Source organism: Mesotoga sp. UBA5557 (assembly GCF_002425715.1).
GTDB lineage: Bacteria > Thermotogota > Thermotogae > Petrotogales > Kosmotogaceae > Mesotoga.
On sequence record NZ_DIMV01000099.1, the window covers coordinates 1 to 24,540 of the forward strand.

At 44.9% G+C, this 24,540-nt stretch carries 21 protein-coding genes and 1 pseudogene; 8 read left to right on the plus strand and 14 right to left on the minus strand.

Annotated features, from left to right (window positions below):
- Nucleotides 1-88: 88 nt before the first annotated feature.
- Both B3157_RS12940 and B3157_RS12185 read right to left on the minus strand, forming a co-directional pair.
- Nucleotides 89-444: pseudogene (locus B3157_RS12940) on the minus strand (transposase); the annotation flags it as partial.
- Between the two features lie 159 nt (nucleotides 445-603).
- Nucleotides 604-1,992, minus strand: a complete 1,389-nt coding sequence (locus B3157_RS12185; RefSeq protein WP_214061276.1) for a transglutaminase-like domain-containing protein — start codon at nucleotides 1,990-1,992, stop codon at nucleotides 604-606.
- A gap of 851 nt (nucleotides 1,993-2,843) precedes the next feature.
- Between B3157_RS12185 and nagA the strand changes: the two genes are divergently transcribed.
- A complete protein-coding gene (gene nagA / locus B3157_RS12190) occupies nucleotides 2,844-3,950 on the plus strand; it encodes an N-acetylglucosamine-6-phosphate deacetylase (protein ID WP_292590716.1) in 1,107 nt (368 codons plus the stop codon).
- 327 nt (nucleotides 3,951-4,277) lie between these two features.
- A complete protein-coding gene (locus B3157_RS12195; protein ID WP_292590717.1) occupies nucleotides 4,278-4,943 on the plus strand; it encodes a prolyl oligopeptidase family serine peptidase in 666 nt (221 codons plus the stop codon).
- Here the strand turns inward: B3157_RS12195 and B3157_RS12200 are convergent.
- Both B3157_RS12200 and B3157_RS12205 read right to left on the minus strand, forming a co-directional pair.
- Nucleotides 4,935-5,282: a hypothetical protein gene (locus B3157_RS12200; RefSeq protein ID WP_102819448.1), complete on the minus strand. Its 348-nt coding sequence runs from the start codon at nucleotides 5,280-5,282 to the stop codon at nucleotides 4,935-4,937. The two genes, B3157_RS12195 and B3157_RS12200, sit on opposite strands and share 9 nt — an antisense overlap.
- 306 nt (nucleotides 5,283-5,588) lie before the next feature.
- Nucleotides 5,589-6,071, minus strand: a complete 483-nt coding sequence (locus B3157_RS12205; protein WP_292590718.1) for a hypothetical protein — start codon at nucleotides 6,069-6,071, stop codon at nucleotides 5,589-5,591.
- 550 nt (nucleotides 6,072-6,621) lie between these two features.
- Between B3157_RS12205 and B3157_RS12210 the strand changes: the two genes are divergently transcribed.
- The 3 genes from B3157_RS12210 to B3157_RS12220 all read left to right on the plus strand — a co-directional run bounded on the left by B3157_RS12210 (nucleotide 6,622) and on the right by B3157_RS12220 (nucleotide 8,218).
- A complete protein-coding gene (locus B3157_RS12210) occupies nucleotides 6,622-7,275 on the plus strand; it encodes a PAS domain S-box protein (protein ID WP_292590720.1) in 654 nt (217 codons plus the stop codon).
- A gap of 59 nt (nucleotides 7,276-7,334) precedes the next feature.
- Nucleotides 7,335-7,613, plus strand: coding sequence for a hypothetical protein (locus B3157_RS12215; RefSeq protein ID WP_292590721.1), 279 nt, complete (start codon nucleotides 7,335-7,337; stop codon nucleotides 7,611-7,613).
- Nucleotides 7,614-7,792: 179 nt separating this feature from the next.
- Nucleotides 7,793-8,218: an HD-GYP domain-containing protein gene (locus B3157_RS12220; protein ID WP_292590722.1), complete on the plus strand. Its 426-nt coding sequence runs from the start codon at nucleotides 7,793-7,795 to the stop codon at nucleotides 8,216-8,218.
- 26 nt (nucleotides 8,219-8,244) lie between these two features.
- On the opposite strand, the gene B3157_RS12225 is transcribed toward B3157_RS12220, so the two are convergent.
- The 10 genes from B3157_RS12225 to gnd form a co-directional block, all read right to left on the minus strand.
- Nucleotides 8,245-8,646, minus strand: coding sequence for an InlB B-repeat-containing protein (locus B3157_RS12225; RefSeq protein WP_292590800.1), 402 nt, complete (start codon nucleotides 8,644-8,646; stop codon nucleotides 8,245-8,247).
- Nucleotides 8,622-9,704: an InlB B-repeat-containing protein gene (locus B3157_RS12230; protein ID WP_292590723.1), complete on the minus strand. Its 1,083-nt coding sequence runs from the start codon at nucleotides 9,702-9,704 to the stop codon at nucleotides 8,622-8,624. Before B3157_RS12230 ends, B3157_RS12225 begins: the two co-directional genes overlap by 25 nt.
- Nucleotides 9,705-10,339: 635 nt before the next feature.
- Nucleotides 10,340-11,095: an IclR family transcriptional regulator gene (locus tag B3157_RS12235; RefSeq protein ID WP_214061225.1), complete on the minus strand. Its 756-nt coding sequence runs from the start codon at nucleotides 11,093-11,095 to the stop codon at nucleotides 10,340-10,342.
- A gap of 20 nt (nucleotides 11,096-11,115) precedes the next feature.
- On the minus strand, nucleotides 11,116-12,411 hold the full coding sequence (locus B3157_RS12240) for a TRAP transporter large permease (RefSeq protein WP_214061224.1): 1,296 nt from the start codon (nucleotides 12,409-12,411) through the stop codon (nucleotides 11,116-11,118).
- The gene (locus B3157_RS12245) at nucleotides 12,402-12,932 is read right to left on the minus strand and encodes a TRAP transporter small permease (RefSeq protein WP_292590725.1); all 531 of its coding nucleotides are present in this window, start codon (nucleotides 12,930-12,932) and stop codon (nucleotides 12,402-12,404) included. The genes B3157_RS12240 and B3157_RS12245 overlap by 10 nt, the downstream gene beginning before the upstream one ends.
- Nucleotides 12,933-12,999: 67 nt before the next feature.
- Nucleotides 13,000-14,001 (minus strand): DctP family TRAP transporter solute-binding subunit, encoded by a 1,002-nt coding sequence (locus tag B3157_RS12250; protein ID WP_102819412.1) that lies wholly within the window; start codon nucleotides 13,999-14,001, stop codon nucleotides 13,000-13,002.
- A gap of 36 nt (nucleotides 14,002-14,037) precedes the next feature.
- The gene (gene dapA / locus B3157_RS12255) at nucleotides 14,038-14,955 is read right to left on the minus strand and encodes a 4-hydroxy-tetrahydrodipicolinate synthase (protein WP_292590727.1); all 918 of its coding nucleotides are present in this window, start codon (nucleotides 14,953-14,955) and stop codon (nucleotides 14,038-14,040) included.
- 387 nt (nucleotides 14,956-15,342) lie between these two features.
- A complete protein-coding gene (pgl, locus tag B3157_RS12260) occupies nucleotides 15,343-16,116 on the minus strand; it encodes a 6-phosphogluconolactonase (RefSeq protein WP_292590729.1) in 774 nt (257 codons plus the stop codon).
- Entirely contained in the window at nucleotides 16,100-17,596 is a 1,497-nt protein-coding gene (zwf, locus tag B3157_RS12265) for a glucose-6-phosphate dehydrogenase (RefSeq protein ID WP_292590730.1), read from the minus strand. The genes pgl and zwf overlap by 17 nt, the downstream gene beginning before the upstream one ends.
- Nucleotides 17,583-18,518: a phosphogluconate dehydrogenase (NAD(+)-dependent, decarboxylating) gene (gene gnd, locus B3157_RS12270; RefSeq protein WP_102819415.1), complete on the minus strand. Its 936-nt coding sequence runs from the start codon at nucleotides 18,516-18,518 to the stop codon at nucleotides 17,583-17,585. The genes zwf and gnd overlap by 14 nt, the downstream gene beginning before the upstream one ends.
- Before the next feature lie 453 nt (nucleotides 18,519-18,971).
- Between gnd and B3157_RS12275 the strand changes: the two genes are divergently transcribed.
- The 3 genes from B3157_RS12275 to B3157_RS12285 all read left to right on the plus strand — a co-directional run bounded on the left by B3157_RS12275 (nucleotide 18,972) and on the right by B3157_RS12285 (nucleotide 24,469).
- The gene (locus tag B3157_RS12275; RefSeq protein WP_292590731.1) at nucleotides 18,972-21,665 is read left to right on the plus strand and encodes a hypothetical protein; all 2,694 of its coding nucleotides are present in this window, start codon (nucleotides 18,972-18,974) and stop codon (nucleotides 21,663-21,665) included.
- A 137-nt stretch (nucleotides 21,666-21,802) separates the two neighbouring features.
- Complete coding sequence (locus tag B3157_RS12280) at nucleotides 21,803-23,197, plus strand: DUF1254 domain-containing protein (protein WP_292590733.1); 1,395 nt, start codon at nucleotides 21,803-21,805, stop codon at nucleotides 23,195-23,197.
- 552 nt (nucleotides 23,198-23,749) lie between these two features.
- Nucleotides 23,750-24,469 (plus strand): hypothetical protein, encoded by a 720-nt coding sequence (locus B3157_RS12285; protein ID WP_292590734.1) that lies wholly within the window; start codon nucleotides 23,750-23,752, stop codon nucleotides 24,467-24,469.
- Nucleotides 24,470-24,540: the final 71 nt, after the last annotated feature.

Consider the following 24,540-nt stretch of genomic DNA (forward strand, 5'->3'; position numbering starts at 1 on the left):
ATGAAAGAATAATCGAGTTGGCAGCAAGCATGAGTGCACTGAAAGCTGAGGGAATAGTTAGTAAACTAATTTCCCGGACAGATTATACCTATGTATTTGGTTGAATCTTCAGACTCTGGAGTATTTCGCGTTGTGGTTTGGTAATCTCAGTAAGGATATGACCGTACTTGCCTGAATATCGTACCAGAGTTAATGTTTCCATCTCGAGAAGGAGTTCTCGGACGGTGTATTTCTCTATGAGTTTTGTATCACACATTTTCTTTCTCAAAGCACTCATAAGGATCAAGGCAATGAACTGAACAAAGAGTCTGCCATCCATAGAAGCAGCACTGTGAATGCGCAGGCGTTTCATGTCCAGCTGATTCTTCAAGTCATCAAAAGACTTCTCGATCGTATCCTTTTGTTTTGGTATACCCTTAGTGCTTCTACAGGATCTTTAATCTCTGGCGCGAAAGCGTCAGCATCACTTCCCCGGATGTTCCTCCGGGCATCACTTCCTCCGCCAGCGAGCCTCACTTCCTGCCGGAGGCAGCATCACTTCTGCATCTTGCAACTGATCTTTTGCTCTTACCGACCCCCTACCCGCTACCCCCTACCACGGCTCTATTTCAACAAAACCGTCTTCATGCTGAATGAATCCAGTATCGCGATAGTGACATCAAACTCCTCGTTGCCGAATTCGCTTTCAACAAATGGAGACTGCAGCGTGATCTCAAGCAGCTGAGTGTCGGCAGGTTTTTCGGCGGGCAGAAAGTCTACGGAATTTTGAACCACGAGTCTCAACGGGTCTTGGTTGCCAAAGAAGTAATCGATGAACGCCTTTCGCTCTTCCTCGGTAATACCATAAGTGTAGGTCGCAATCTGTCCTGCCGAGGTGTCTACAGGAACCCAACCGTAATTCGGCAGGTAGAACTCAGCCCAAAAATGAGAACCCAGCTGTCCGGAGAAAACCTGAAAGCCTCCCGGCGCCCTTGCAGGTATTCCGATGGATCTGCAGAGGGCTGAAAAGATCATCGACTGAGTACCGCAATCACCGTAACCGTGTTCGAAAGAGTAGAGGCTTTCCGGAATTCCGGCCGCCTCTATTGCAACGTGGGCCATAAAAGTGTATTTGATGTTTTCAACAACGTAGTAATATATCTTCTTTGCCTGGAGATAGGGATTTGTCTCATCACCTACGACGCTTCTGGCAAGCTCCTCGAACCTTTCATCGTAATAAATGCTTCCTTCAGACTTCGTGTATTCTCTGTAAAGCGAGCTTTCCTTGTCGTATTCGCCCACCTGATCGGGATCTATATCGAACTGCTGCTGATAGTGTGTGAAAGTAAATTGCACGGTTATGTCCAGATCTTCAACGAGATTTGAAAGATCGAATTCGAAAAGGACATAAGCTATATCACCGGAAGTTCTGGGAAGGCCGACCACCGCTTCCTTCGGGGTCACCTCAAGTACAGAGATATTCTCTTGAGCCGCCGTCTGCAGAGGAAGAGGGAACCAGATTCTCAGCGAACCTTTATCCGGCAGGAGGGATCTTTCGGTATTCACTCTGTATTCCACGAGGTAGTCCTTCGGGTTGAAATACGGGCTGTGAGCTGGCTTGAAGGAGGCGAAAGGCGTATTCTTTGGTCCGTACTCTTCTAGAAGGTACCTGACCAGCAAGACGTTGCCCGCTGACCACTCTGGCTCTCGCTCGACAAGTTCGGGATCGCGGGTAAAGAGGTTATGCTCCAAGTCTGTGTAATACATCTCTACACCGTCAATGATAGTTCTCTGTATGTCTCTTTCAACGATGAACTCTCTCACTTCTTCATCGCTCTTGAGCTCCGGATAATGTTTCACAATGATCTCTTTAGCCTCTTCGAATGTCAGCGAGAATTCCAGGGTGCTTTTCACTTCGTTCTGTCTTCTCAAATACTCGTCGGACCGTTGAAAGAAATTGCCAAAAGCAACCGTAGAAATAAGAACGATTACAAGAACCAGTTTCAATTTCATGGCTTACCCCCCTCTTTTCTGTTGCCTGATTGGACACAACAAAGCAAGTATATAATGATTGACTTTAGAAATTTAAACACTAATTGTAGTCTTATGATGTATTTTCGTCTTGTGATCTCAAGGGATGACCTTCGCAGTTTTCCCAGAAGTACGTATTTCAAGCGCTCAATATCCAGTGGAGCAGTGAAGCTAATCGGCGATAATTGGTACTGGCAAGCCCAAGAAACAGTCTACTCACCCTATCTCAGACTTAGAGGTTGAGAAACAAGACGTGTTCCAATGAAGAAGACTTCAGAAAACTGTCTATAATCCCATCAATAGGCCTTCTCAAAGCCAAGTAGTGGCAACATTCCGACTTTCATTTATTTTTTTCACTATATTGGCTCATTTCAGAGCTTCAACTGACAAACCGTTAAGCCATTTCATATGCCCAATGTAAGGCTACAGCTTGATCTTACTGCTGTAAAAGTTCTGATGCTATCTAGACGGTGATGCCTGTACTCTTATCAAAGCAAACTAGATGTTAAAAACGAGTCCCTAAAGAGCGTTATAGAGAGCTTCGCTTCTTGACAGCGAGAATTGATAAACATCGGCAGTCAACGGCCCGTCGTTCTCCGACAAGAAAGAGAAATGCAGCCAGAGGTGCAGAAGCCTTGCAGTTAACCGTTAACGGCTCACTTTCCGAAAACAGAGCATACGCCCCCTCTCTTCCAAAGGCGAAGAATGTCTTATCGTTCTAGAGATGTCTTTCATACCCCCTGTATCCTCCCTGCCACCAAGTGACTTCGCTCATGCGTTGTACGGATTTCTCCCAATGATGTAATAATTGAGTCTGAAGGGAGATGACTTGAATGGAATTAAAAAGGGTTCTCGTTGTTGATCCAGTCGATGGGGAATACATCGCAAATATCAGAATATCTGGAAACAAAATCGAATCAATTGCGAAAACGGGCGGAGATTTCAGTTCAATAGCCATGCCTGGCTTTGTCGATACGCATTCGCATGGTGCAGTTGGAATTAACTGCATGACGATGAATACAAGAGATCTTGAAAGGTGGGAGGAGTTCGCTGTAACTCATGGTGTGACTTCTCTTCTTCCAACGACAGTTTCTGCTGAAGCGAAAGAAATGAAAAGAGTTGCTGATCTTGTTTCTGACTATGTTACCGAGAGGCCCAGAACAGCAGTTAGGGGAGTTCATTTTGAAGGTCCATACATAAACCCAAAGAAAAAGGGCGCTCAGAACCCCTCTGTAATAAGACCTGCAACAGTTGAAGAACTTAGGTCTGTGCTATCGGATATCGTTTTGCTCATAACAATGGCTCCGGAAATCGAAGGCTTTCTTGAAGTTCTCCCCGAGATTGCAAAACGAGAAATAACTATCTCTATTGGACATACAGACGCCACCTATCATCAGATGAAGAAAGCTTACGAGAACGGCTGCAAGAGAATGACTCACTTTCCTAACGGAATGAACACGCTTCATCACAGGGAGATTGGTTGTGTTGGATCAGGGTTCTTGCTGCCCATGAAGCTGGAAATGATCGCAGACGGTATCCACACTGCGCCTGAATTCGTTGAAATGATTCATAAGATTCGTGGTAGTGAAGCCATAATTTTGGTCACTGATTCTCTTGATGCGACCGGACTGAATGACGGAACATATGACCTTGGAGGCCTAAGAGTAGAAGTCAATGGCAGCAAGGCAACTCTCGAAGATGGGACTCTTGCGGGAAGTACTCTTACCATGGACAGAGCTTCCAGAAACTTCAGGGAGTGGACCGGCTGCAGTCTTCAGGAACTATCGAGAGTCTCTTCCTACAACGCCCTTCAGAGCCTTGGAATCAGCAACAGAGGTAGACTGAAAGAAGGATCTATAGCGGATATAGTGATGCTTAATCGAGATCTGGCAGTTGAAGAAACTATCCTGGCAGGTCTTTCGGTCTATAGAACTAGGTGAAGTTGACTAGACCCAGATCACTGCCGATCATTGTAGACTCATTGGGCCCTGGTCGCTCTCGAGCCACAAAAGCCCAATCTGTATGACCGACAGCTAATGACTCGGTATCAATAGAAAAATCAATAGAAAACATGTGCTCATAAACCTCCGATGCGTCTCATCAAGGTCAGCTAATATAGATTCTCACTCCTCTTGATGGACATCTGCCGGTATGTTGCTGATCAGAATCCTGCCGATGATCAAGACGTCTCTTACTGTGAATTGAGCTAAAGAATTCTACTTCCGTAATGTTATGCTGTTGATTGAAGACTGCAAGGAGGTGTGACAATGGAACTTCACTCATCAAGAATTAGTTATTCTCTAGACAGGAAGCTCGATTACTTGTTCTCACTCCCACTGCAGTACAACTCTGAAGGGAGTGATTGGCCCCTCATTCTCTTTCTTCACGGCGCAGGAGAGAGAGGAGACGATCTCAGGCTACTTAAGAAGCATGGAATTCCAAAAGTAGTGGATGAGATGACAGATTTTCCTTTCATAACTGTTTCACCTCAATGCCCGGAAAACGATTGGTGGCTTAACAGGCTTCAGGATCTGAGATTTCTTGTAGATTCAATAGTTGAACAGTATAGAGTTGACTCTTCAAGATTGTATCTGACAGGACTGTCAATGGGAGGATTTGGCACATGGCATATGGCCGTCGAGTACCCTGAACTCTTCTCGGCCATTGCACCAATCTGTGGCGGGGGACTTGAAATTCTTGGTTTCCCGGAGAGAGTCGCAGAGATCAAAGACCTTCCTGTTTGGGCCTTTCATGGTGAAAAGGACAACATAGTCTCGATTGAAGAGAGTAGAGTTCTCGTAAGGACACTGAAAGAGTTCGGTGCGCATCCCATATTAACCATATATCCCGATGCCGGACACGATTCATGGACAGAAACTTACTCTAATCCCGAACTATACGAGTGGTTCATCAATAATCGAAAGTCAAGTTGATTTCATCCTTATTGGACTCGCCTGTGACCTATTGAACATGATGCCTGCCGGTTTGAGATTTCTTCTTCTGAAACCTCCCGGGCTCTTCTTCACTTGCTCACGCGCCTCTAGATAGGCTTTCAGAGACAGAATCCAGATAGCTCCGACAAGGATCCAGACAGCTATCAAAAGAAATAACAACCATCCAAAACCATCTAGTCTATCCCCAGCCCTCAAGAATCCAACAATTCCATAAACCGATACGGGTGTTACTATTCCGAGTAGAACGGATGCTCTTATGAAGTTGTTTCTTATGTGTCCTATTCTGGGCTTTTTGCTTCTTCTGACGGCAAAACCCATCAAAATCACCACCTCAAATTACCGTTACTCCTAACATGATAATTATACACTTCTTCTTTTATCTGGCCTTTAATAATAACCGATATGTGAACAACATCGACAGGATTCACTCAATGATTTCGTAACATGCTTACACAATAATCTGAACTCCGTCGCAACTGAGCTGCAAATTCTACCGCCCGCAAATGACTCAACTTTGACAGCGAGTAATCTAAAAACACCTACTGATCTTGCCTATCTCTGCTCCCAGAGCCATTTGGTGATAACGCTGCCAGACTTCTCTCCAGCAACGGGAGAGAATCCCTCTTATTCTAAAATAACGCTTCCGATCACAGAATCCCAGACCATGTTATCTTCATCAACAAGGGCAACTGTTGTGAATTCTGACCCAGAAGAGATTGTCTTCCAGTTCAGTCTTATTCTGTGTTGGCCAAGTTCAACAAGCTTCTCAACCGCTTCGGAAAAGTCGTCCTGGTCAGCAGAAGGAATTGAAGAGAGAAGAACTACGGATGCAAAAGAAGGGTCTGTGATGTCTATCTGGAAAAGCCGAACAGAATCGGGATCAGTAAGCAGTTCCACCGTCTCCTTAAGGTCGTTGTCATCGGCTATAGTTCCATGGTAATCCCAGGAGACCAGTTCCAACGAATTTGAGAATAACTGATTCCACTTATCAGAAACGGCTTCAACGTAATTTCTAACGTTCTCGGGAGTCTTGTTGGGTTTGAAACACCCAGTAAAAACTATAAGAACGATAAGCGTCGTCACCGCCGGTAAGAAGTATCTTTTCATAGCAAACGACTCCTATATTCCAATAAAATGCATCGTACGTTAAGTTTTTCCACTACTCTCTTTGATCTGCTTCTCGACTGTCGAGTCTGTAAATGGCGAGCATCATGACCCTCACATAATCTATAACTCTTATGAACAAAACAGCACGAAGATTCCTGATAATTCCCGGTTGTCACCCCCACGATAGTACATCGTTGTTTGCCAAAATGGGAGAGTACAGGGAAGCTCGTTCAGATTTATCGAATCAGTTAGCATGAGACTTTGGGGTATCTTCGGTCAGCTTTATTGAATTCACATGTCTCATCGCTAAGAGAGACGACGAATCACTTAGTGATCGTTGCTTATCGTGCACAAGAGAGAAGCATACTTAGCCATGGTCTTTCCCGCAAACAGCATATTCCAACAGACCTACCTCTCTCAGCTTGTATTGTTTTTCTTGTCACAAGTCGAATAGAATTCAAGTAAGAAGAATCCAGCGCTGAAAGTAGCTTTTCTATACATATTGTTCGGAATCCTATGGATACTGTTGTCGGATATGGTTGTAGACTGGATGTTCGTTGAGAGAAGCACCTCAACGCACGCACAGACTTACAAGGGCTGGGCCTTCGTCCTTTTCAGCGGTCTTCTATTCTACTTTCTCATTTACCGTGAGTTCAAAGGGAAAAACGACACTCAACTCGAACTGGCAAAACAGGAAGACTTTTCCGATGCAGTCCTCGACACGGCAGGAGTTTTCGTTGCGGTCTTTGATAGCGAAGAAAGGATAGTCTTCACAAACGAGGCGCTCGAGGAGACTCTTGCACTCAAATCGAAAGAAATCTCGGGAAAAGCGTGTTCCGAGGTTTTCGCGAACCCTGATTTAGCATACTGGGTAAAAAATACCTCAAGCAAGATAGCTGATGACGAGGTGGAGAACTTCTACGAAGCTGATTTGGAGACATTATCGTCAACTCTTCACATTCGATGGGCGCTGAGTAACCTAACGAGCTGGAAGGAGGAGCATGATTACTTCGTTCTGACAGGTGTAGACATAACCCAGCTAGTAGAGTCCGAAAGAAGCGCAATGCACAAGCTGGCAAATATTCGTGCACTGCACGAAATAGAAATGGCGGTCAGCTATCACTTTGAACTTGAAAAGATGTTGGATGTCTTTCTTGAAAGACTGATTTCAAGAATTAGCGTAGACGGGCCGACGTCTTCTTAATTGATGAAGACCGTAAGGTTCTAAGATATGCTCACGGAATGGGAGTCATCATTGAAGAAATGAACTTCAGAGAGCTTCCATTAGAAGGAACTATTCCCGGCAGTGTTGCTTTGTCCAGAAAACCGTATTTTGGCCCCCTGAACACTCCTGGAAATCTTGAGTGCCCAAGACTCGAAATGATCGAGGAAATGAAGGTGAAGGGTTATCATGCCGTGCCTCTAGAGACAAGAGGGAGGGTCCTGGGAGTTCTTGAAGTGTTTGACAGAAAGGAAGTCCATAGGGACAGGAATGGAATGACTTTCTGCAGACACTTGCCGGGCAGGCTTCGCTCGCAATAGACGTTACCTTGATGATGGAGAGTCTTAGAGAAAGCAATAGAATGATAGCAAAGGCCTACGATCAGACACTTGAAGTCCTTGCTATCTCTTGAAATTAGAGAAATGGACACCGAAGAACACTCACGAAGAGTGACCTCACGATTACTCTTGCCAGAAAGATGGGAGCACAAGAAGAAGATTTGGGGAACATCTACCGCGTTGCCCTACTTCACGATATTGGCAAGATTTCGATTCCGGACAGCGTGTTGTTGAAGAAGGGACCTCTCACCGAAGATGAATGGAAGATAATGAGAACCCATCCTGCAACCGCATATGAACCGCTGTCAAAGGTCGAGTACCTTCGTCCTTCGCTGGATATTCCTTATTGTCATCACGAGCGCTGGAACGGCAGCGGCTATCCTCGAGGACTTAAAGGAGAAGAGATACCGCTGGCCGCCAGAATATTCGCCGTTGTTGATGTATACGATGCGCTGATTTCCGATAGACCTTACCGGAAGGCCTGGAGCAAAGAAGAAACGATCAAGTATCTTCTCAAGAACTCCGGCACGTTGTTCGACAAAAGAGTCGTCAAAGGATTCCTTGAGATACTGAGAAGCGACTCTTAATCTCTACCTATACTTCAGACCTACCGTCACTCTTGACCTTCGCCCCCACAGTTACACCTAAAAGTAGCGATAGCTACCGTGTCCCACTCGAGTGTTATCGTTATGTTCTGCACCAGGTAAGTTGTGCCATCAACAAGCCATTCTTCAAAGTGATAACCAGAAGCAGGTGTTGCACTTAGATCGACAGAAGATCCTTTATCATATTCATACATCCCTTCCGGCGGGCTTACTGTCCCTCTTCCGGACTTGTAGATCTCTAGAATCACCTTCTCAGCCTTTTTCACAAAGGAGGCTGAGACGGATTTGTTGCTATCCATGACAATTGTGACGTTCGCGACATTTGAGAAATTCACTCCATCCACATGCCACGACTCAAACTCCCATCCTTCTTCGGGAGTTGCCGTTAAGGAGACAACGGTTCCTTCAATGTATGTGTGATTCCAAACGGAGGACTCACAGAGCCCTGCCCGGAGGGTTCCATCATCGTCAAGGTAAAGACTACAGGTGGCTCTTCGACAAAGAAGGCTCTTGCCGTCTTGTTTGCGTCCATAGTTACTTTGTGTTCCGGATTGCCTGTAACAACTACCCCATCGATCTGCCAGTAATCAAATTCCCAACCATTTGCAGGCGAAGCAACTAGCATAACTTCAGTGCCTTCCTCATAAACATGTGAACCGACTGGAGGCTCAACACTTCCACTTCCTGAAGTCTGGAGCATTGTAAGTGTGTAGGTCTTCCTGACAAAAACTGCCTTTACATTCCTATCTGTATTCATTGTGAGGTAGGCTTCCTGGTCGCCGGAATATAATGCGCCCTCAACCAACCAGTGGTCAAACAACCAGCCTTCAGAGGGGGTTGCCTTAAGAGTAACGACTGTCCCAGCATTATACTCGTGATCTCCTTCTAGAGGCTGAATCTCACCCTGCCCAATGGGTTCGAGCATATATAGTGTCACCGAAGCTACAGGCTCTTCGTTGAAGAACGCCTTCACAGTCTTATCATTGTCCATCGTCAGAGTCGTAGATTCCGCGCTCGAGTAGAAGGCTCCATTCACCTGCCAGCGATCGAATTCCCAACCTTTGGTTGGAGTAGCCGATAGGTCTACAACAGCTCCATACTCAAAGGAAAGCATGCCAGGATCCGGATCAACATCACCCTGTCCAGAGGGCTCAAGCATCGTCAGGGTTACAGGTTTCCTCACGAAAAAGGCTTTGACCACCTTTTCGGAGTCCATCTTAAGAGTCGTTGCTTCCTCGCTTGAATAGAACCCTCCATCTACTTCCCATCGATCGAAATCCCAGTTATCTCCGGGAGTTGCCTCGATGCTCACAACAGTACCAGTAAGGTAATTGTGAACCCCAGGAAGGGGCTGAACCTCCCCACCGTTTTCTGGTTCAAGCATAGTGAGAGTAACGGTTTTGAAGATACAGCCTGTAGCCAGAAAGACGACAGCAAATACTGTCAATAGAACCACCGCTATTCGCATCATGAATCCTCCCCTACATTCAATACTCGTTGTAACTTCCTCCAAAATACGTGAACCACATATCTTCTAGTCTTCTTACACGTAATTATATTCCTCATGGATTGTGAAAAAAATCATTATTAAGACTCTGCGGAGAGTTGACGGTAACTGAAGCAGATTCCCGTAGCTTCACGTACTTGTCAAATTAGGCTTATGGATTGTGGAGAGAGTAGACGCTGTTCATTCATCAATCGCGAACGCGTCTCTTATGCAAACGATTTTTCTTCACGCTTCAATTACTGTCAGAGGTGCAATTGTGTGCTGCCAGATTTGCGCTTGGATTTTTATCAATGGTAGAGTATCTACTTAGAATATGAAGAAACTTCAGTTCACTTCAAATAGAGAACGGGAATCTTGGATGTTGTGACTCAGGTATTCTCAGAAGACGAGAAAGCAGATGCTGGACAACGCCAACGAATCCTGATTCTGCATTCACAGCCACAGACATTGCATACCGAACTGACTTCTGAAGAACGGCAAGAAAAGCATCTGAAGGAAGATGGTTGTAAGACGCGCGCCGGGTCATTGAGAACTGATAGTTGGATTCTTAATCAACAATGTGTCTATCAAAACAAGTCTATACAAGCTACTTGGCATTACATCTGTGATCCGTGCCCTAGCGCAAAAGAGATTCTCTCCACAACTTCTTTCAAGAGATTGGAATACTCAAACATCACTTTCTCTCCCATCCTGAAAATCGGACCGGATATGCTTATTGATGCAACGACCTCACCCGATGAATCAAAAACAGGAGCCCCAACACATGCAACTCCTTCTTCGTTTTCTCCTTTGTCAAACGCCGTTCCTCTCAATCTAATTGTCTCCAATTCCTCCCTAAGAGTATTCTTGTCTGTTATGGTTCTTGAAGTCTGAGGGACAAGATCAAGAGCCTTTATCATCTCTTCACGATCGGCATCAGGAAGAAACGCCAAAATCGCTTTACCGACTGCGGTGCAGTAAAGAGGGGCTCGTTTTCCTATCAAAAGCTTCGTGTGCAGTGACCTTGAACTTTCAAATCCTTCAATGGAGACGACTTCATTCCCGTCAAGTATACCCATGTGTATCGTTTCACCCGTCTTCAAATGGAGCTTCTCCATCTCAGTAAATGCCACATCTTTAAGTCTCATAGAGGAAAGATAGAGACTCCCCAGTTCAAAGAGCTTGATTCCTATTCTGTATGTAGACGTGAGGGTATCCTTCTCAAGCATATGTTCTTTGCAGAGAGCTTCCGCAATTCTATACACGGTGGCCTTTGGAAGACCGCTTTTTTTCGTCAAATCGTCTAGGCTAAGCTTTGATTTCTCAAGACTAAATGAATTTACGATCCTTACTATCCTTTCAACACTCTGCATTCAAAAGCCTCAATCATGACCTAATGAGCATACCCCAGTAATCTTGGCAGCCACAAAACAAAATCGGCCCAGTAAGTAATTATTACTAGTCCCATTACTTCTATCGGTATCCAGTATTTTAGCATTTCCTTAAAAACCTTGCCGACGGGAGTCTTGCTAATCGCGCTTGTAATGAAGCCTGTCTGTCCATAGGGAGGTGTGTCAAGTGCGAGCATAAGATTGAAAGTGGTCACGATTCCGAAGTGAACGGGATCTATTCCCACTGCCCTCACGAGCGGAAAGACTATTGGTATTACAACCAGCTGTATAACGGACACATCAAAGAACATTCCAAGTATGAAGAAAAGAACGTTCACACTTAAAAGCAGTACCCATGCACTGGAAAGAAGTCCCATATCCATGAAAGCGTTCGTCAGCAATAGAGGTATCTCTTCTCTTGCAAGCACATATTTCACAACGAAGGCACCGGCAATCATGAAGCTTATCGCACCTACATTATAAACAGTTTTGAGCATTATCTTTCTCAGCTTCTTGACTCCAAGCGTACGATAGATGAAGATGCTTACAAGTATAGAATATGCAGCGAGAACGGCCGCGGATTCAGTTGGAGTGAATATTCCTCCGTAGATACCGGCCAGGAGAATGATCGGAGCCATCAGGGCAGGAAAGGATCTAATGAAGCTCTTCGCAACTACTTTAAGCGGATATCTCTTTCCTACCGGATAGTTTCTCTTCTTCGAAAGATAGAAGGCCATCCCAGCTTCAAGAAAGCCAAGAAGAAGCCCAGGTATTATTCCTGCAAGAAACAGATATCCCAGAGAGGTTCCTGTCAGCATGGCATAGATTACCATCGGAATACTGGGAGGAATGAGAGGAGAAATAGTTGCCGAAGCGCATGTAACAGCGCAGGCAAAAGCTCCATCATAACCATTGTCCATCATTGCCTTTATCTCTATTGTTCCAAGACCGGAAACGTCAGCTATTTCCGATCCGCTCATTCCCGCAAAAATAATACTGGCACCGATGTTCGCGTATGCAAGTCCACCCCTTACACCTCCCAAGAGCTGCTTCAAGAAACCGAAAAGCCGGTCGGTTATCTCGGTATCGTTCATTACGTTTGCAGCAAATATAAACATTGGAACTGCCAACAAGACATCCTGAGCTCTCAATTCTATTGCCATTATGTCGAGGAAGATTCCCAGGTCCATTCCCGAAGTGATGAAGTATGCAAAGCCCCCCATGATCATTCCAAACGCTATCGGATAACCCAGGGCGAAGGCAGCACCAAATATTATGAAAAAGAGTATCAATCCCATGGTTCAACCTCCTTGGGAACGATTCTTCCGGAGAAGAGTTCTATGAAGCTCTTCACTATCCAGATTACGTTGTGAATGAAAGTCAAGACCATGAAAATGGGGAAACACATGAAGAGATAAGTCCAGGGAATCCTTAAGACTTCGGACTTGATGATCTTATAGAAAAGAACATCGCCGAGCACAGGTCCCAGTGTTACTAAAAGCACAATGCAAAAGAAGAGATCGAACGCTATCTGTAGAATCAGTTGGGCCTTTCTGGGAAGCTTGACGAATATAATGTCGAATTTAATATGTGCATCGAATTTCCTAGCGTACGGTGCACCGAGGAATATAGTCCATATGAAGCTATATTGGGCAACCTCGAATAGTTCGGGTGAAGGAGTCCTGAATACATATCTCAGAACAACCTGCAGGAAGATACTTAAAAAAAGCAATCCCAGGAAGATTATCCCTCCCCAAGACTCTATTAGATTCAGTGCAATTTGAACCGACCTAAACAATACTCCAAAGAACCTCTTCATGATCGTCCTCCACAAAGAGTAGCTTGGGCCGGGATTACCCATTCCAAGCTACTTCTTCTTGCTTCAGCTAGTCGGAAGGATAAGACTGGATTGCTTCATACATTCCTGCGCCCCAGGCTTTGTCGAACTTATCTTGTGAATAGAACTCTCTTGCGTATTTCATGAAGGCTTCTTTGTCGGGAACTATTATCTCCATTTTGTATTCGTCGACAAATTGCTTAAGAAGCTTCGATTCTTGTTCCAGAACCAGGTAGTTCATGTAGAAACGTGCTACTTCAAGAGCTTTGATAATGTAGGTCCTGTATTCTGCCGGCAGAGATTGCCAGAACTTTTCATTGATTACTGGATTTATCATTCCAATTGAGTGATCCGTAAGAATTATGTACTTAGTGACCTCAACGAACATGGCCGATAGATCAGTTGGAAGCGGATTGTCTTGCCCGTCGATAGTGCCCAGCTTGAGCGCAAGATAAACTTCTCCAAAACCCATTGGAGTTGGATTGCTCCCGATTGCACGTCCCATGTCCATGAATGCTTCATTGTTGGGCATCCTGATCTTCATACCTTTGAGATCTTCCGGCTTGTAAACGGGACCTGCCTTTTCGGTTGTGTTGAGCTGCCTCATACCGAGATACCATGTATCCAAAACCCTCATGCCGGTCTTCGAAGCCAACTCATCAAACCAACCTTTAACCAGAGGACTGTTCATAACCGAATACATGTGATCGAGGTCCTTGAAGATATAGGCGGCATTCAGAACCCCCATCTTAGGCATGTTTCCGAGATCCGCAAACCATGATGGAGCTCCATCGCCTGCCATCTCAAGATCACCCCTCATCACAGCAAGCAACGATGTCTGCTGGTCACCAAGTTGTCCTGAATGGAAGACTTTCACGTCTATCTTGCCTCCACTCAAGTCTCCTACGATCTCTGCAAATTTGTTCATGGCCAGAACTTGAGGCTGAGTTGGCGAGGCTACCGTGTTGAACCGTATAGTATAAGTCTCCTCAACGGCAAAACAAATGCTAACTAACAGCAGAACAAGACCCACGATTAATCCCTTTTTCATCGCTAAACCCCCTTTCGGTTTTTTGGTTCTTGAAGCTCAAGAAATTTTCCCGAACTTTCTGAGAGTATCTTTCAACACTGCCACTTCGTCTTCTTCAATTTCCATGAGTGGCGGTCTTACTCTCGCGACATCCAGTCCCGAGTGGAGCGCGAAGGCCTTTTTTACTGCCGGCAACGGGTTTGTAAGCCGCCTATTTCTACCAAAGAAAGCGCTAAAAAGCTCGTAAAGCTCCTTGAAGCTACTTGTCGCTTTGGTGGCATCACCAGAGAGGAACTCGTCTATCAAGTTCCTCATCATGTCCCCAATTACGTGCGAACCTCCGCTTATAACGCCTATTCCACCCTGACTCATGACCGAGAGAACCATTAGGTCGTCTCCGGAATAAACCACTATCTTCCCCTTTGTTGCCTTCAGGAAGGCAGAGGTCTGCAACGGATTAATTCCGGCCTCATCTTTGACGGCAACGATATTCTCAAACTCAGTTAGCTTGGCCAGAGTCGCCGGATCAATATTCGAAGCCGTGAAGAGCGGAATGTTATAGACCATAATCGGAAGATCGGTCTTCTTACATATCTGAGAGAAGTGATAGTAGATTCCTTCCTGAGTCGGGTGACAGTAATAGGGAACAACTACCATAGAAGCATCGTATCCTAATCTCGCCGCTTCTTTCGTAAGTTCTATTGTCTCGCAAGTGTTAGCCGTACCTGTTCCGGCTATCAATGGTACCCTGTCGCCAACTTCCTCTTTGATTTCTGCAAAGAGTCTTACCTTCTCCTCAAAGCTCATTGTGTAGAACTCGCCGTTTGTTCCGGCTATTACAAGAGAATCAGAGTACTTCTTTCCAATCAAATAGCTGGCTATCCTCCTGGTCATAGGATAGTCGATCGAATAATCAGCTGCAAACGCGGTACTCATTGGTATGAGTATCCTCCCAAACTTGCCAACAACGTCCATTAATATGCCTCCTTATATTTCATCTATTGAAACGTCATTTCTTTCATTGAAATTATACTACTTGCCAGTCGTTAATCGGAAGTCAATGAGATTCGACCTGAACCAAATGGAGGCAAAAACACGGAATTAACGGTTATGATGTTTGAAATTCTTCTGAAAGGGCATTCTTTAGAATGTGAGCTTAGCCCCAATCAATAGCTATTGATCGGGGAACTCCGAGGAATTATCTATATAGCCAACGAATATCATGGAATTCATGAAAAGAAATCTCTACTCAGTCGATTTCCAGCATCGAAGAATCTCTTGCTTTTGCTCTCTTAACGGATTCTAATAGATTACGAAGTCGGTTATCTCTGATTCAATTGAGATCTTCTAGTCAAAACAAAGTCAAGAATTGGATTTCTGAAGCTCATCAAGAAAAGTTTTAGGCAGAAGTTGAGCCGCTTCTTTGTCGATCATCCAGAAGAGTTTCCCATATTCAGGAGATACAAGACTTATTGGTAGATCACAATCATTTTGGACCAGAACCAACCTAGCGATCTCAGCCTTCGCCTTTCCGGAGGCCAGAACGAAGATGTTTCTGGCCTGATTTAGAGCCCGCAGACCAAGCGTAACCCTTTTGGATGGCCTTCCATCGTAGCTCACTTCACTGGTAAGTACGAGGGAATCACGGTCGATAATTTCGATCGAACCGGGAAAGAGAGACCCCGTGTGGCCGTCTTCTCCAAATCCCAATATTACAAGATCGAAATCTGTGGAATGTTTTCCAAAATAGTTAATCAGTTCTGTTTCGTATTGAGCCGCGGCAATCTCAGGGGATAATTCACCTTTGATTCTGTGAATGTTTTCCTGGGGAATCTCGATCCTTCTAAGTAGAAGCTCCTTCACGAGTCCGTAATTGCTTTCATCGTCATCGGGAGTAACGCACCTCTCGTCTACCCAGAAAAGGTCGACTTTTCGCCAGGGAATACCTTGTTTGTAAGGTTCTTCGGCAAGAATTTCATAAAGTCTTTCGGGCGTAGAACCTCCCGAAAGAGCTACTGAAAATCTCTCATGAACGGTTGTTCTGTTCTCGATTAGTTTTGCCAAAGTTTCGGCGGCCGCATGTGATAGCTGCTCAAAGTTTTCGAAGATGCTCAACTGCCTATTTGCCGCCGCCATCTTGCTCCTCTGGTAGTTCTCCATCCTCACCACAACAGCAAACAAACCACTCCCGGCCTTCCCTCGAAACGAGAAAACTGCTTTCTTCGGGACCCCAACTACCGGTTGCATAAGTGCACAACTTGATTTCTCCATTCTCTTGTCTTCTTATTATAGGGTCGATTATTCCCCAAGCTAACTCGATTTCATCAGATCTGGCGAACAATGATGCATCACCCTGCATTACATCTAAAAGGAGTCTCTCGTATGGATCAGGGAGGGTGTCATTACCGAATCCGCTGGAAAAACTGAAATCCATTTTGGCTGTTCTGGTCTTCATCGGACCACCAGGAATCTTTGCCTCGAAATACAGCTTCATTCCTTCGTCAGGTTGAATACAAAGAGATAGAATGTTCGGACTGACATCTTCGCCATTTCCGGATTGTCCAAAAAGCATATGAGGAACGCTCTTGAAATGGACGGAGATTTCCGAAACCTTTCTCTTCATTTTCTTGCCAGATCGAAGATAGAATGGGACTCCCTTCCATCTCCAATTATCCACATACATCCTAAGTGCAGCATATGTAGGCGTTTTTGAATCCTTGGCAACTCCTTCTTCTTCAAGATAGCCATCATACTGACCCAGAACGACGTCTGAACACTTGTTCATTGATCTCAGAACTTTGACCTTCTCATCCCTTAGAGCATCCGCCTCGAAAACTGCTGGCGGTTCCAAAGCCACTAAAGTCAGAAGCTGAAGCATGTGATTTTGAAACATATCTCTCAAAACCCCAGCGGTATCGTAATATCCTGCCCTGTGTTCTACTCCAATATCCTCAGCAACAGTTATCTGAACATGATCAATGTATTGACGATTCCATAATGGTTCAAATATCGAATTGGAAAAACGGAAAGCAAGTATATTCTGAACGGTCTCTTTCCCGAGAAAGTGGTCTATCCTGAAAATCTGGTCTTCCCTAAAAGACTCGTGAACGATCGAATTCAAATTTCTTGCGCTTTCAAGATCTCTTCCAAAAGGCTTCTCGATCACGACGCGGACTTCTCTTCCCTCAGATCCACTGAGACCCAATTTGCCCAAGTGTCTCAGTATGATCGAATGCATTTCGGGAGGAATAGAGAGGTAAAAAAGAAGATTTGATCTAGCCTGCTCGTTCTTCTCCAATTTGTCTATCCTATTTTTCAGTTCACTGTATGTCTCTTCTTGATCATACTCGCCCTGCAAGTACTCGATCTTAGTTTCAAATCCCTTCCAGAGATTACAGATCTTTGGATCAGATCTGGAGTAATCCTGAACCCCAGAGAATAACCTATCTCTAAAGCCTTTATCCGATATCTTGCTCCTAGAAACGCCGATAACGTCGAATTTTTCAGGCAGCAGTCCTTCACAACCGAGGGAATGAACAGCCGGAATCAGTTTCCGTTGTGTAAGATCACCGGAAGCTCCGAATACAATCATTATTGAATTCTCAGTCTTCGCCATCTCTACTCTCCAGTCTTGTTTGTTTTATTTCGTGGCCGCCAAACCTGTTTCTGATGGCTGCAAGGAGTTTTGCCGAATAATCCTCTTCAACGCGGCTCTCAATTCGCTTCTGTAGAGACAATGTAATTACCGGGGCGGGGACGTCGAGATCCATTGCCTCAACAACTGCCCAACGTCCTTCTCCAGAATCTGCAACCCATGGTTCTATGTTACGGAGATCCTGATCACCGGCTAGTATATCGCTAATCAACTCAAGAAGCCATGACCTGATCACGCTTCCGTGAAGCCATATATCGGTCACTTCCTTCAAATCGAAGTCAAATTCCTTCTTCGCTCTAAGAATCTCGAATCCTTCCGCATAGGCCTGCATCAACCCATACTCTATTCCGTTGTGGATCATCTTTGCGAAATGGCCGGCTCCCGCTTGTCCGACTCTTCCCCACCCTTTGTCTTGCTCAGGCGAAAGCGTTGTGAATAATGGCGTGAGGTTCTCTATGATCTCTCTTTCCCCTCCAATCATCATGCTGTAACCTTCTGTCAATCCCCAAGTTCCCCCGCTAGTGCCTACATCTACGAACTTGATTCCTCTTTCTGAAAGTCTCTCCGATCGCCTAACTGAGTCTTTATAATTACTGTTGCCTCCGTCAATGACGATATCTCCAGAATCTAGCAAGTCTTTAAGAGCATTTACGGTCGTTTCAGTTGGAACGCCTGCTGGAATCATCAACCAAAGAATCCGAACCGGCGTCAACTTTCCCACAAGCTCTTCCAGAGAAAAGGCCGGGTAAAGTCCTATCTCTTCAGCCAGAGCCTTTGTGATCTCCGAATTCAGATTATAGCCGATGACAGTATGTCCGCCGGCGACGAGTTTTCTGGCGATATTGCCTCCCATTTTGCCAAGTCCTACTATCCCTATCTCCATATGAGGCACCTCTTTCTAAAGAATTCCGATTCTCGGTTTGATGCTCCAAAGCTTCCAGCTTCAGAGATGTATCACTCCAGGTTATGCTTTGTCACTATCAGATTTCGCCCTTCTGTGGTCCTGAAAGCAGACCTCCTACACTCCCATTTTACCAATAGTGGGTTCTTTTCTTTCTTCGTAAACTCTTCAGACGGTTTTCAAGCCTAATCCGTTTTTTGTAGATACTCGATAAGGATTTTTGCAGCTCAGAATTCCTGAGGTTCCTAGACCACAAAAAATGTTTCATTCCCGCTACCAGAGATTTGACTTTCACAGTGTGAACAAATGACTGATTTTCCATAAATCTCATATATAATTCGATAAATCAACTTTCTTCCGAGCCCTGAACTCTCCACATAGACGCGCTTTTGCCAATAAGCTGATTTACCAATCGAGATATTTGGGGCGTTGTAAATGAAGAAGTATTCTCTCTTATTTCTTCTGGTATTGCTAATCTTTGTCACGGGTTGCGTTGGTCTTCTTCGAACAAATGCAATTGAGGGCACAGTTTTTGCAGACGAATATATTGAAAACGCTATCGTGAAGGTCTTTGACCTAGACGGAAATCAGGTCATTGAAGGCGAGTTTGAAACCGACAATTATGGGAGGTTCTCGATACCCATACCCACGGGGCTGAAGTTTCCGGTAATACTTCTGGCGTCCTTCGATATTCCCGAAGAACAGGAAAGGACTGATGCCCTTGCCTCGGTTGTCGAAGAGTCGTTCTATTCGGAGCAAATACTTGTAAATCCAGTCACATCAGTTTTTACGGCCTACATGTTCAGAATGGAAACCAGCTATGCAGAGGCCATTAGTCAGGTCAGAGAAGCCCTAAACGTCCCCCCTGAGGTGAATGTTTTGAGCCAGCTTCACCCTAAATTCGAGACCTCGAATTTCTCTATGAAAAAACTCTCGGACTTCGTCCATGAAAACTTCGGCGGAGTTTACAGGGACTTCATAGAGGTAATTGTCGAGGCAATTGTCGGCGGCGCCAAGTACAATTTCGGCGTTGGTGCGACTCTGGATATTGACATCTCAAGCATAGCCAAGGACCTTTTGAAAGGAATAACAACCGGTATAGTATCAAAGGGTGCCGTAAGTGCGATATCGTGGGTTATGAAAAGCCTGTTTGGACTCGGTGATCAAAGCGCAGAAATGATAAGCGAGATTCTCAACCAGGTTCAGGAGATAAACGACAAGCTGGACGTGATGTCTGCAAAGCTTGATACTATTGATGCCGAAATACAGAGCATTCTCACGAAGCTTGACAAGCAGTATTACGATTCGTATGTGAGAATGGTAGATCAGAACTACTTCACTCCGATCGAAACCTGCACCAACAAGTATATGTTCATTACAACTCTCGATGCAACGACTACCACAGATATCGCCATCCAGGAACTGATGTACGATATTCAGATCAGCAAATTGGATCAGGTAATGCTTAACATCAAGAAAGTTATCGTTGGAGGAACTGCTGACACGAGTTATATGTCTCTGTTAGAGATTTTCATTACCAACGCAATGAATGCCATTAGATCGGCCAAGCTGATCGATGGAACTACAGATACCGGTTTTGGATTCTCACAGAGATGTCCTGCCGATTCGCCTGTGTTTATAGAGTACGTTCAAGCTTACATAGGTCTTTTCAAAGCTCTCACAACCCGTCAACTCCTCGCTCTGAACCTTCTGGTTGAATATGAGCACAAGCAGGGGAGTAGCCTTTCGCAGCTGCACTTGCAGAACTACAACTCGTACACCGCAGAGGAAGTTGAAGTCTTCTGGCATTGGCTGGAGACATTCGTAACATACATTGTCGGTGGCGAAGGCCTTATGTTGAACCCTGCTTATGATGCTGACAAAGCCTGGTTCTACAACGAAGCAGACAACGCAGCCCTGAAGGCTATGGGATTGGATTCCGGGATAGTCGTGAGAGTTTTCTGGAATACCGAACCCATGTCGTTACCTACAACACTGCCCAGCTTCCAGAAAACTCTAGGGATTTTGCTCCCGGCATTCAACGTGTTCAGGAATTCCGCTTCCGGCATCAAACTCACTCTGGACAAACAGGATATTCAGCTCACCGCTATTGACGAAGCATTAGAAGCGAGTGATCCACTCGGCACATATCGTCTCTTAGGATATACATATCAAGATACAGAGCAGACAGTCGAGCCAGGGGTAGTGTTGAGAAGATATGTCTTTGAAAACCTTTCAGAAGGCAAATACACGATTTCCAGGAGCACCAACAACAATGTGGTTCAGACGCCTTACGCAATAACCCTTCTTGAGAATACTCATAAGAATATCTGCAATAATCTGTTTATCGCAGAGGAATACCTAGATGAAACGAAGTATGCTTTGAACATAGGCCCGGAGACCTCATATGTCCAATCTCTAGCAATATCGGCCTACGCTCCCTCATTGAGAGTCAACAATCTGCAGAGGGAGATCATATACGGAAGAAGCACTGACCCTACTGACCCGGATCATATAGGAGTCCTGAATGTCGCGCTCAACAGATATATGAAAATCGATGACGAGGCGTACTGGCAAAAAACCTGGATTCTCTTCATTCCTACATGGGATAGTTTTGGAGTCGATCTTGTGAAGGTCAACAGCACAAACAGAACAACCTCGGGGAGATATAGTTCGTGGTTGACATTAACAAACAAAGGTGACAAAGGAACTGGGGATTCCTGGGGGTGGTCGACGGGACCAGTCACAAAAGATCACGCGGTATGGTTGCGGGCCACAACGCAGCTAAGTGACATGTGCCTCGCTCCATATAACCTTTCTAAGTACTACACAATTGATACAAAAGACGACAAGTACAAATATCCAAGTACGACTTACTGTCTGTATCTGAATCATGATACTGCTCAGTGGGACCTATTCATCGAGCCTACAGGAATCAATGTTCTGGGAACTCTGTTCGGCACAGACAAACTGTACTACGGAGAGATAGTAAGGCTTAGGCATGCTTCCAGTGGCAAGTACGTTTCGTATCATCAGGTTTATACCAGTTCCACCTCTTCCTACAACTGTGGCACTGTGAACGATACCGATAAATATCAAATCAACAATTGGTGGGTGATCTATAGATAGCATCTGAGAAGAATCAAAATGATAGTATTTTGGAATGAGAATCCTGATTCACAAGAGATTCTTTTCAGGATTATTTTAAACGCTCCGGTTAGGCAATTGTCAGCCTAGTCGCTTTTGGAGATAGGGGGTTGTATCTTGTGAGAAAAGTATTACTTTCGTGGTCAATGATTTTGATGCTCGTCTTATCAGCCTTTGCATTGCAGCAGAGCCTGACAGTTGATCCTGACGAAGCGAAGGAATTGGCGAACGAGGCCTATGTTTTTGCATATCCTATGCTAGAAAACTACCGAACGATGTATGTTCAGGTAACGGAAAGAGGTGGATTCAATTCATTAACCCACGTTAAGAACCTATTTGGTCCCCATAGCAGACTCATAGTGCGCTCAAACAACGACACACTTTATTCATCTGCGTGGCTTGATCTAAGAAGTGAGCCCGTTGTAGTGGAGATTCCGCCAGTACCCGATCGCTACTTTTCATTCCAGTTCATAGACATGTACACTCATAACTTTGCTTACGCAGGTACTAGGGTCACCGGCTCAGATCCATTGACAATAATGATTGCGGGACCCAACTGGGAAGGAGAAGTACCTTCAGATGTTGAGAAAATGTTCGTTAGCGAGGGAAACTTTGTCTACTGTTTAGTTAGGACAGCCGTGAATAGCGAGCTACCGGGAGATCTTGAAGAAGTATTGAAGATACAGGAGAATTATGTTCTGAGACCTTTGAGTGATTTTGCTGGCGATGTCTCACCTCCTCTTCTAGACGATTTTCTTCTTCCTTTTGACCAAGAAGCTGCTGATTCTATCGGATTCATTGCATACTTCAATTTCCTGCTTGGGCAACTAGAGATTCATCCTTCAGAGAGAGACCTAATCTATGACTTCTCGAGAATAGGAATTGGTCCGGATTATCCGTTCGATCCGTCCAGCCTGACGGAACCGGTAAGAGAAGCAATTGATTCAGGAATCGCCGAAGCTCGTGCTTCTATATGCAATCCAGGTTCTGTTTTGGGAACGATCAGAAATGGATGGACAATGTCCGAACGAATCTTCGGCGATAGGGAGAGAATGCAGGGAATGTATCTTGTTAGAGCAGCCGCTGCTCACATAGGGCTTTTTGGAAATGATCTCGAAGAGGCCTATTACCCTAGCTGCAGAGTTGACAGCGATGGGGATCTACTAGATGCCTCGAGATTCAATTACACGCTTTCATTTTCAAAGGAAGAGATGCCTCCGGTTGATCCCAGGGGATTCTGGTCAATAACCATGTATGATACGGATCAGATGATGGTTTCAAATTCTCTTAACAGGTATTCAATCGGGGACAGATCTGAGTTGATCTATGAAGAAGATGGATTTCTAATTCTCTATTTGCAGCACGAACCACCGGGACCGGACAAGGAGTCGAACTGGTTACCAGCCCCTGATGGACTGTTCACCATAACTATGAGGATCTACATCCCTGCAGCTGCGGGACTCGATCCTCTGTACTGCCCACCCGCAGTGAAGAAGTCTCGACTTACAGACTAGAGCATAGAGTTCGCTTTTTTTCCTCATCATTATCCGTAAGTCATCGAGTTCAACGGCACTCATATGTTGACGTTTCTCTCTTGCATGAATGCTGTGTTTGGCTCCTGATGAATCTGATCTTAAGTCCTCCCTTAAGGGTCACGCAGTGGCGGAGGGTGTAGGTCTTTGAGGACCGGAAAAGCCGCTGACCTATAAAGCTCCTCTTGAGAGCGGCTGTTGGTTCCTAGTAAGAACACATAGAGCACAAACCACATAACGCCAAAGAGCGAATTCATCGTTCAACTTCGGATATGCCACTAGTTTTAGAAGCACTTCAAAGAGCACACACTCCACCACAAGCGGGGACCAAGATCAAGAGTGTAGGAGTTCATGAACCCAGGTATAGTGATTACAATTCAAGAACAAAGGAACGAGATGATCGAACAATAAAGAAGATATGTGGTCAATGATGAGCTCTTTCTCATATTGATAGTTGGCTTCATCGATTGATTTCACATTCCTTCCACCTATTGATTTCTATAATTGTTTTAGTTTCATATGGAGGTGACAAGAATGAAAAAGATACTGGTTGTTTCGATATTGGTGTTGATCTTCGGGGTCGTCGCTACTGCAGCTCCAAATTTCGGAGACAGAGTAGATAAAGATATTCTGAAACTGCAGCGCCAGATTCAGATAGCAAATGTGCTAAATGCAGTTGAACTTTCTCCTGAGCAGCTTCAGGAGATTTACGATCTTGCGAAATCCACTCGCGAGGAACTCGAAGGCCTCAAAGAGAGGATTACTAATACTCTTGAGAGCACTCTCGAGGAGGCAATTTCAGGTGAAATTGCTCCTCTTCCAGAAAGAGAAGCTTTTGCGACTAGAATGCAATCCATAATGGAGAATTACCTAACAGGTTTAAAATCAATAATCTCTATCAAGCAGGGTGAAAATCTTGCCGAGTACTTGCAGCAACGGGTAGCTTCGAACCGCGTAGGCACAAGCAGAGTAAATGAAATGAGAGAAAGAATTGAGGAGAAGCTTCCCGATGTAGCGGAACAGATGAGACATCGTCTGGAGAATCTCCCGCCCGAAGCTCAGGAGCGATTGAAGAATCTTGATGTTCAGGAAAGAATGAAAGTTGTCAAAGAGCAAGTTTCTGAAAGAATTACCGACAGGAGTCCTGAGACACTGCAGAATAATTTGCAGAACAGAATCACACCTCAAAGATTGGCCATGATTCTACTATCTGACGAGGCACTTGAAGTAATGGAGAAGATGTTAGCCAAGTAGTTGTCTTCGAAAACCGCTTACTTAAGCCGGAGAGTGAACTTGACTCCGGCTTCTTGCTTTCTTGCAAATGA

What these genes read in the sequence shown, in the direction of transcription:
- B3157_RS12250 (WP_102819412.1), bottom strand. Translation starts at nt 14,001, where the DNA reads ATGAAAAAGGGATTAATCGTGGGTCTTGTTCTGCTGTTAGTTAGCATT.
- B3157_RS12275 (WP_292590731.1), top strand. Translation starts at nt 18,972, where the DNA reads ATGAAGAAGTATTCTCTCTTATTTCTTCTGGTATTGCTAATCTTTGTC.
- B3157_RS12230 (WP_292590723.1), bottom strand. Translation starts at nt 9,704, where the DNA reads ATGCGAATAGCGGTGGTTCTATTGACAGTATTTGCTGTCGTCTTTCTG.
- B3157_RS12205 (WP_292590718.1), bottom strand. Translation starts at nt 6,071, where the DNA reads ATGAAAAGATACTTCTTACCGGCGGTGACGACGCTTATCGTTCTTATA.
- pgl (WP_292590729.1), bottom strand. Translation starts at nt 16,116, where the DNA reads ATGGCGGCGGCAAATAGGCAGTTGAGCATCTTCGAAAACTTTGAGCAG.
- B3157_RS12285 (WP_292590734.1), top strand. Translation starts at nt 23,750, where the DNA reads ATGAAAAAGATACTGGTTGTTTCGATATTGGTGTTGATCTTCGGGGTC.
- B3157_RS12200 (WP_102819448.1), bottom strand. Translation starts at nt 5,282, where the DNA reads ATGGGTTTTGCCGTCAGAAGAAGCAAAAAGCCCAGAATAGGACACATA.
- B3157_RS12195 (WP_292590717.1), top strand. Translation starts at nt 4,278, where the DNA reads ATGGAACTTCACTCATCAAGAATTAGTTATTCTCTAGACAGGAAGCTC.
- zwf (WP_292590730.1), bottom strand. Translation starts at nt 17,596, where the DNA reads ATGGCGAAGACTGAGAATTCAATAATGATTGTATTCGGAGCTTCCGGT.
- B3157_RS12210 (WP_292590720.1), top strand. Translation starts at nt 6,622, where the DNA reads ATGTTCGTTGAGAGAAGCACCTCAACGCACGCACAGACTTACAAGGGC.
- B3157_RS12185 (WP_214061276.1), bottom strand. Translation starts at nt 1,992, where the DNA reads ATGAAATTGAAACTGGTTCTTGTAATCGTTCTTATTTCTACGGTTGCT.
- dapA (WP_292590727.1), bottom strand. Translation starts at nt 14,955, where the DNA reads ATGGACGTTGTTGGCAAGTTTGGGAGGATACTCATACCAATGAGTACC.
- B3157_RS12245 (WP_292590725.1), bottom strand. Translation starts at nt 12,932, where the DNA reads ATGAAGAGGTTCTTTGGAGTATTGTTTAGGTCGGTTCAAATTGCACTG.
- gnd (WP_102819415.1), bottom strand. Translation starts at nt 18,518, where the DNA reads ATGGAGATAGGGATAGTAGGACTTGGCAAAATGGGAGGCAATATCGCC.
- B3157_RS12235 (WP_214061225.1), bottom strand. Translation starts at nt 11,095, where the DNA reads ATGCAGAGTGTTGAAAGGATAGTAAGGATCGTAAATTCATTTAGTCTT.
- nagA (WP_292590716.1), top strand. Translation starts at nt 2,844, where the DNA reads ATGGAATTAAAAAGGGTTCTCGTTGTTGATCCAGTCGATGGGGAATAC.
- B3157_RS12240 (WP_214061224.1), bottom strand. Translation starts at nt 12,411, where the DNA reads ATGGGATTGATACTCTTTTTCATAATATTTGGTGCTGCCTTCGCCCTG.
- B3157_RS12215 (WP_292590721.1), top strand. Translation starts at nt 7,335, where the DNA reads ATGAACTTCAGAGAGCTTCCATTAGAAGGAACTATTCCCGGCAGTGTT.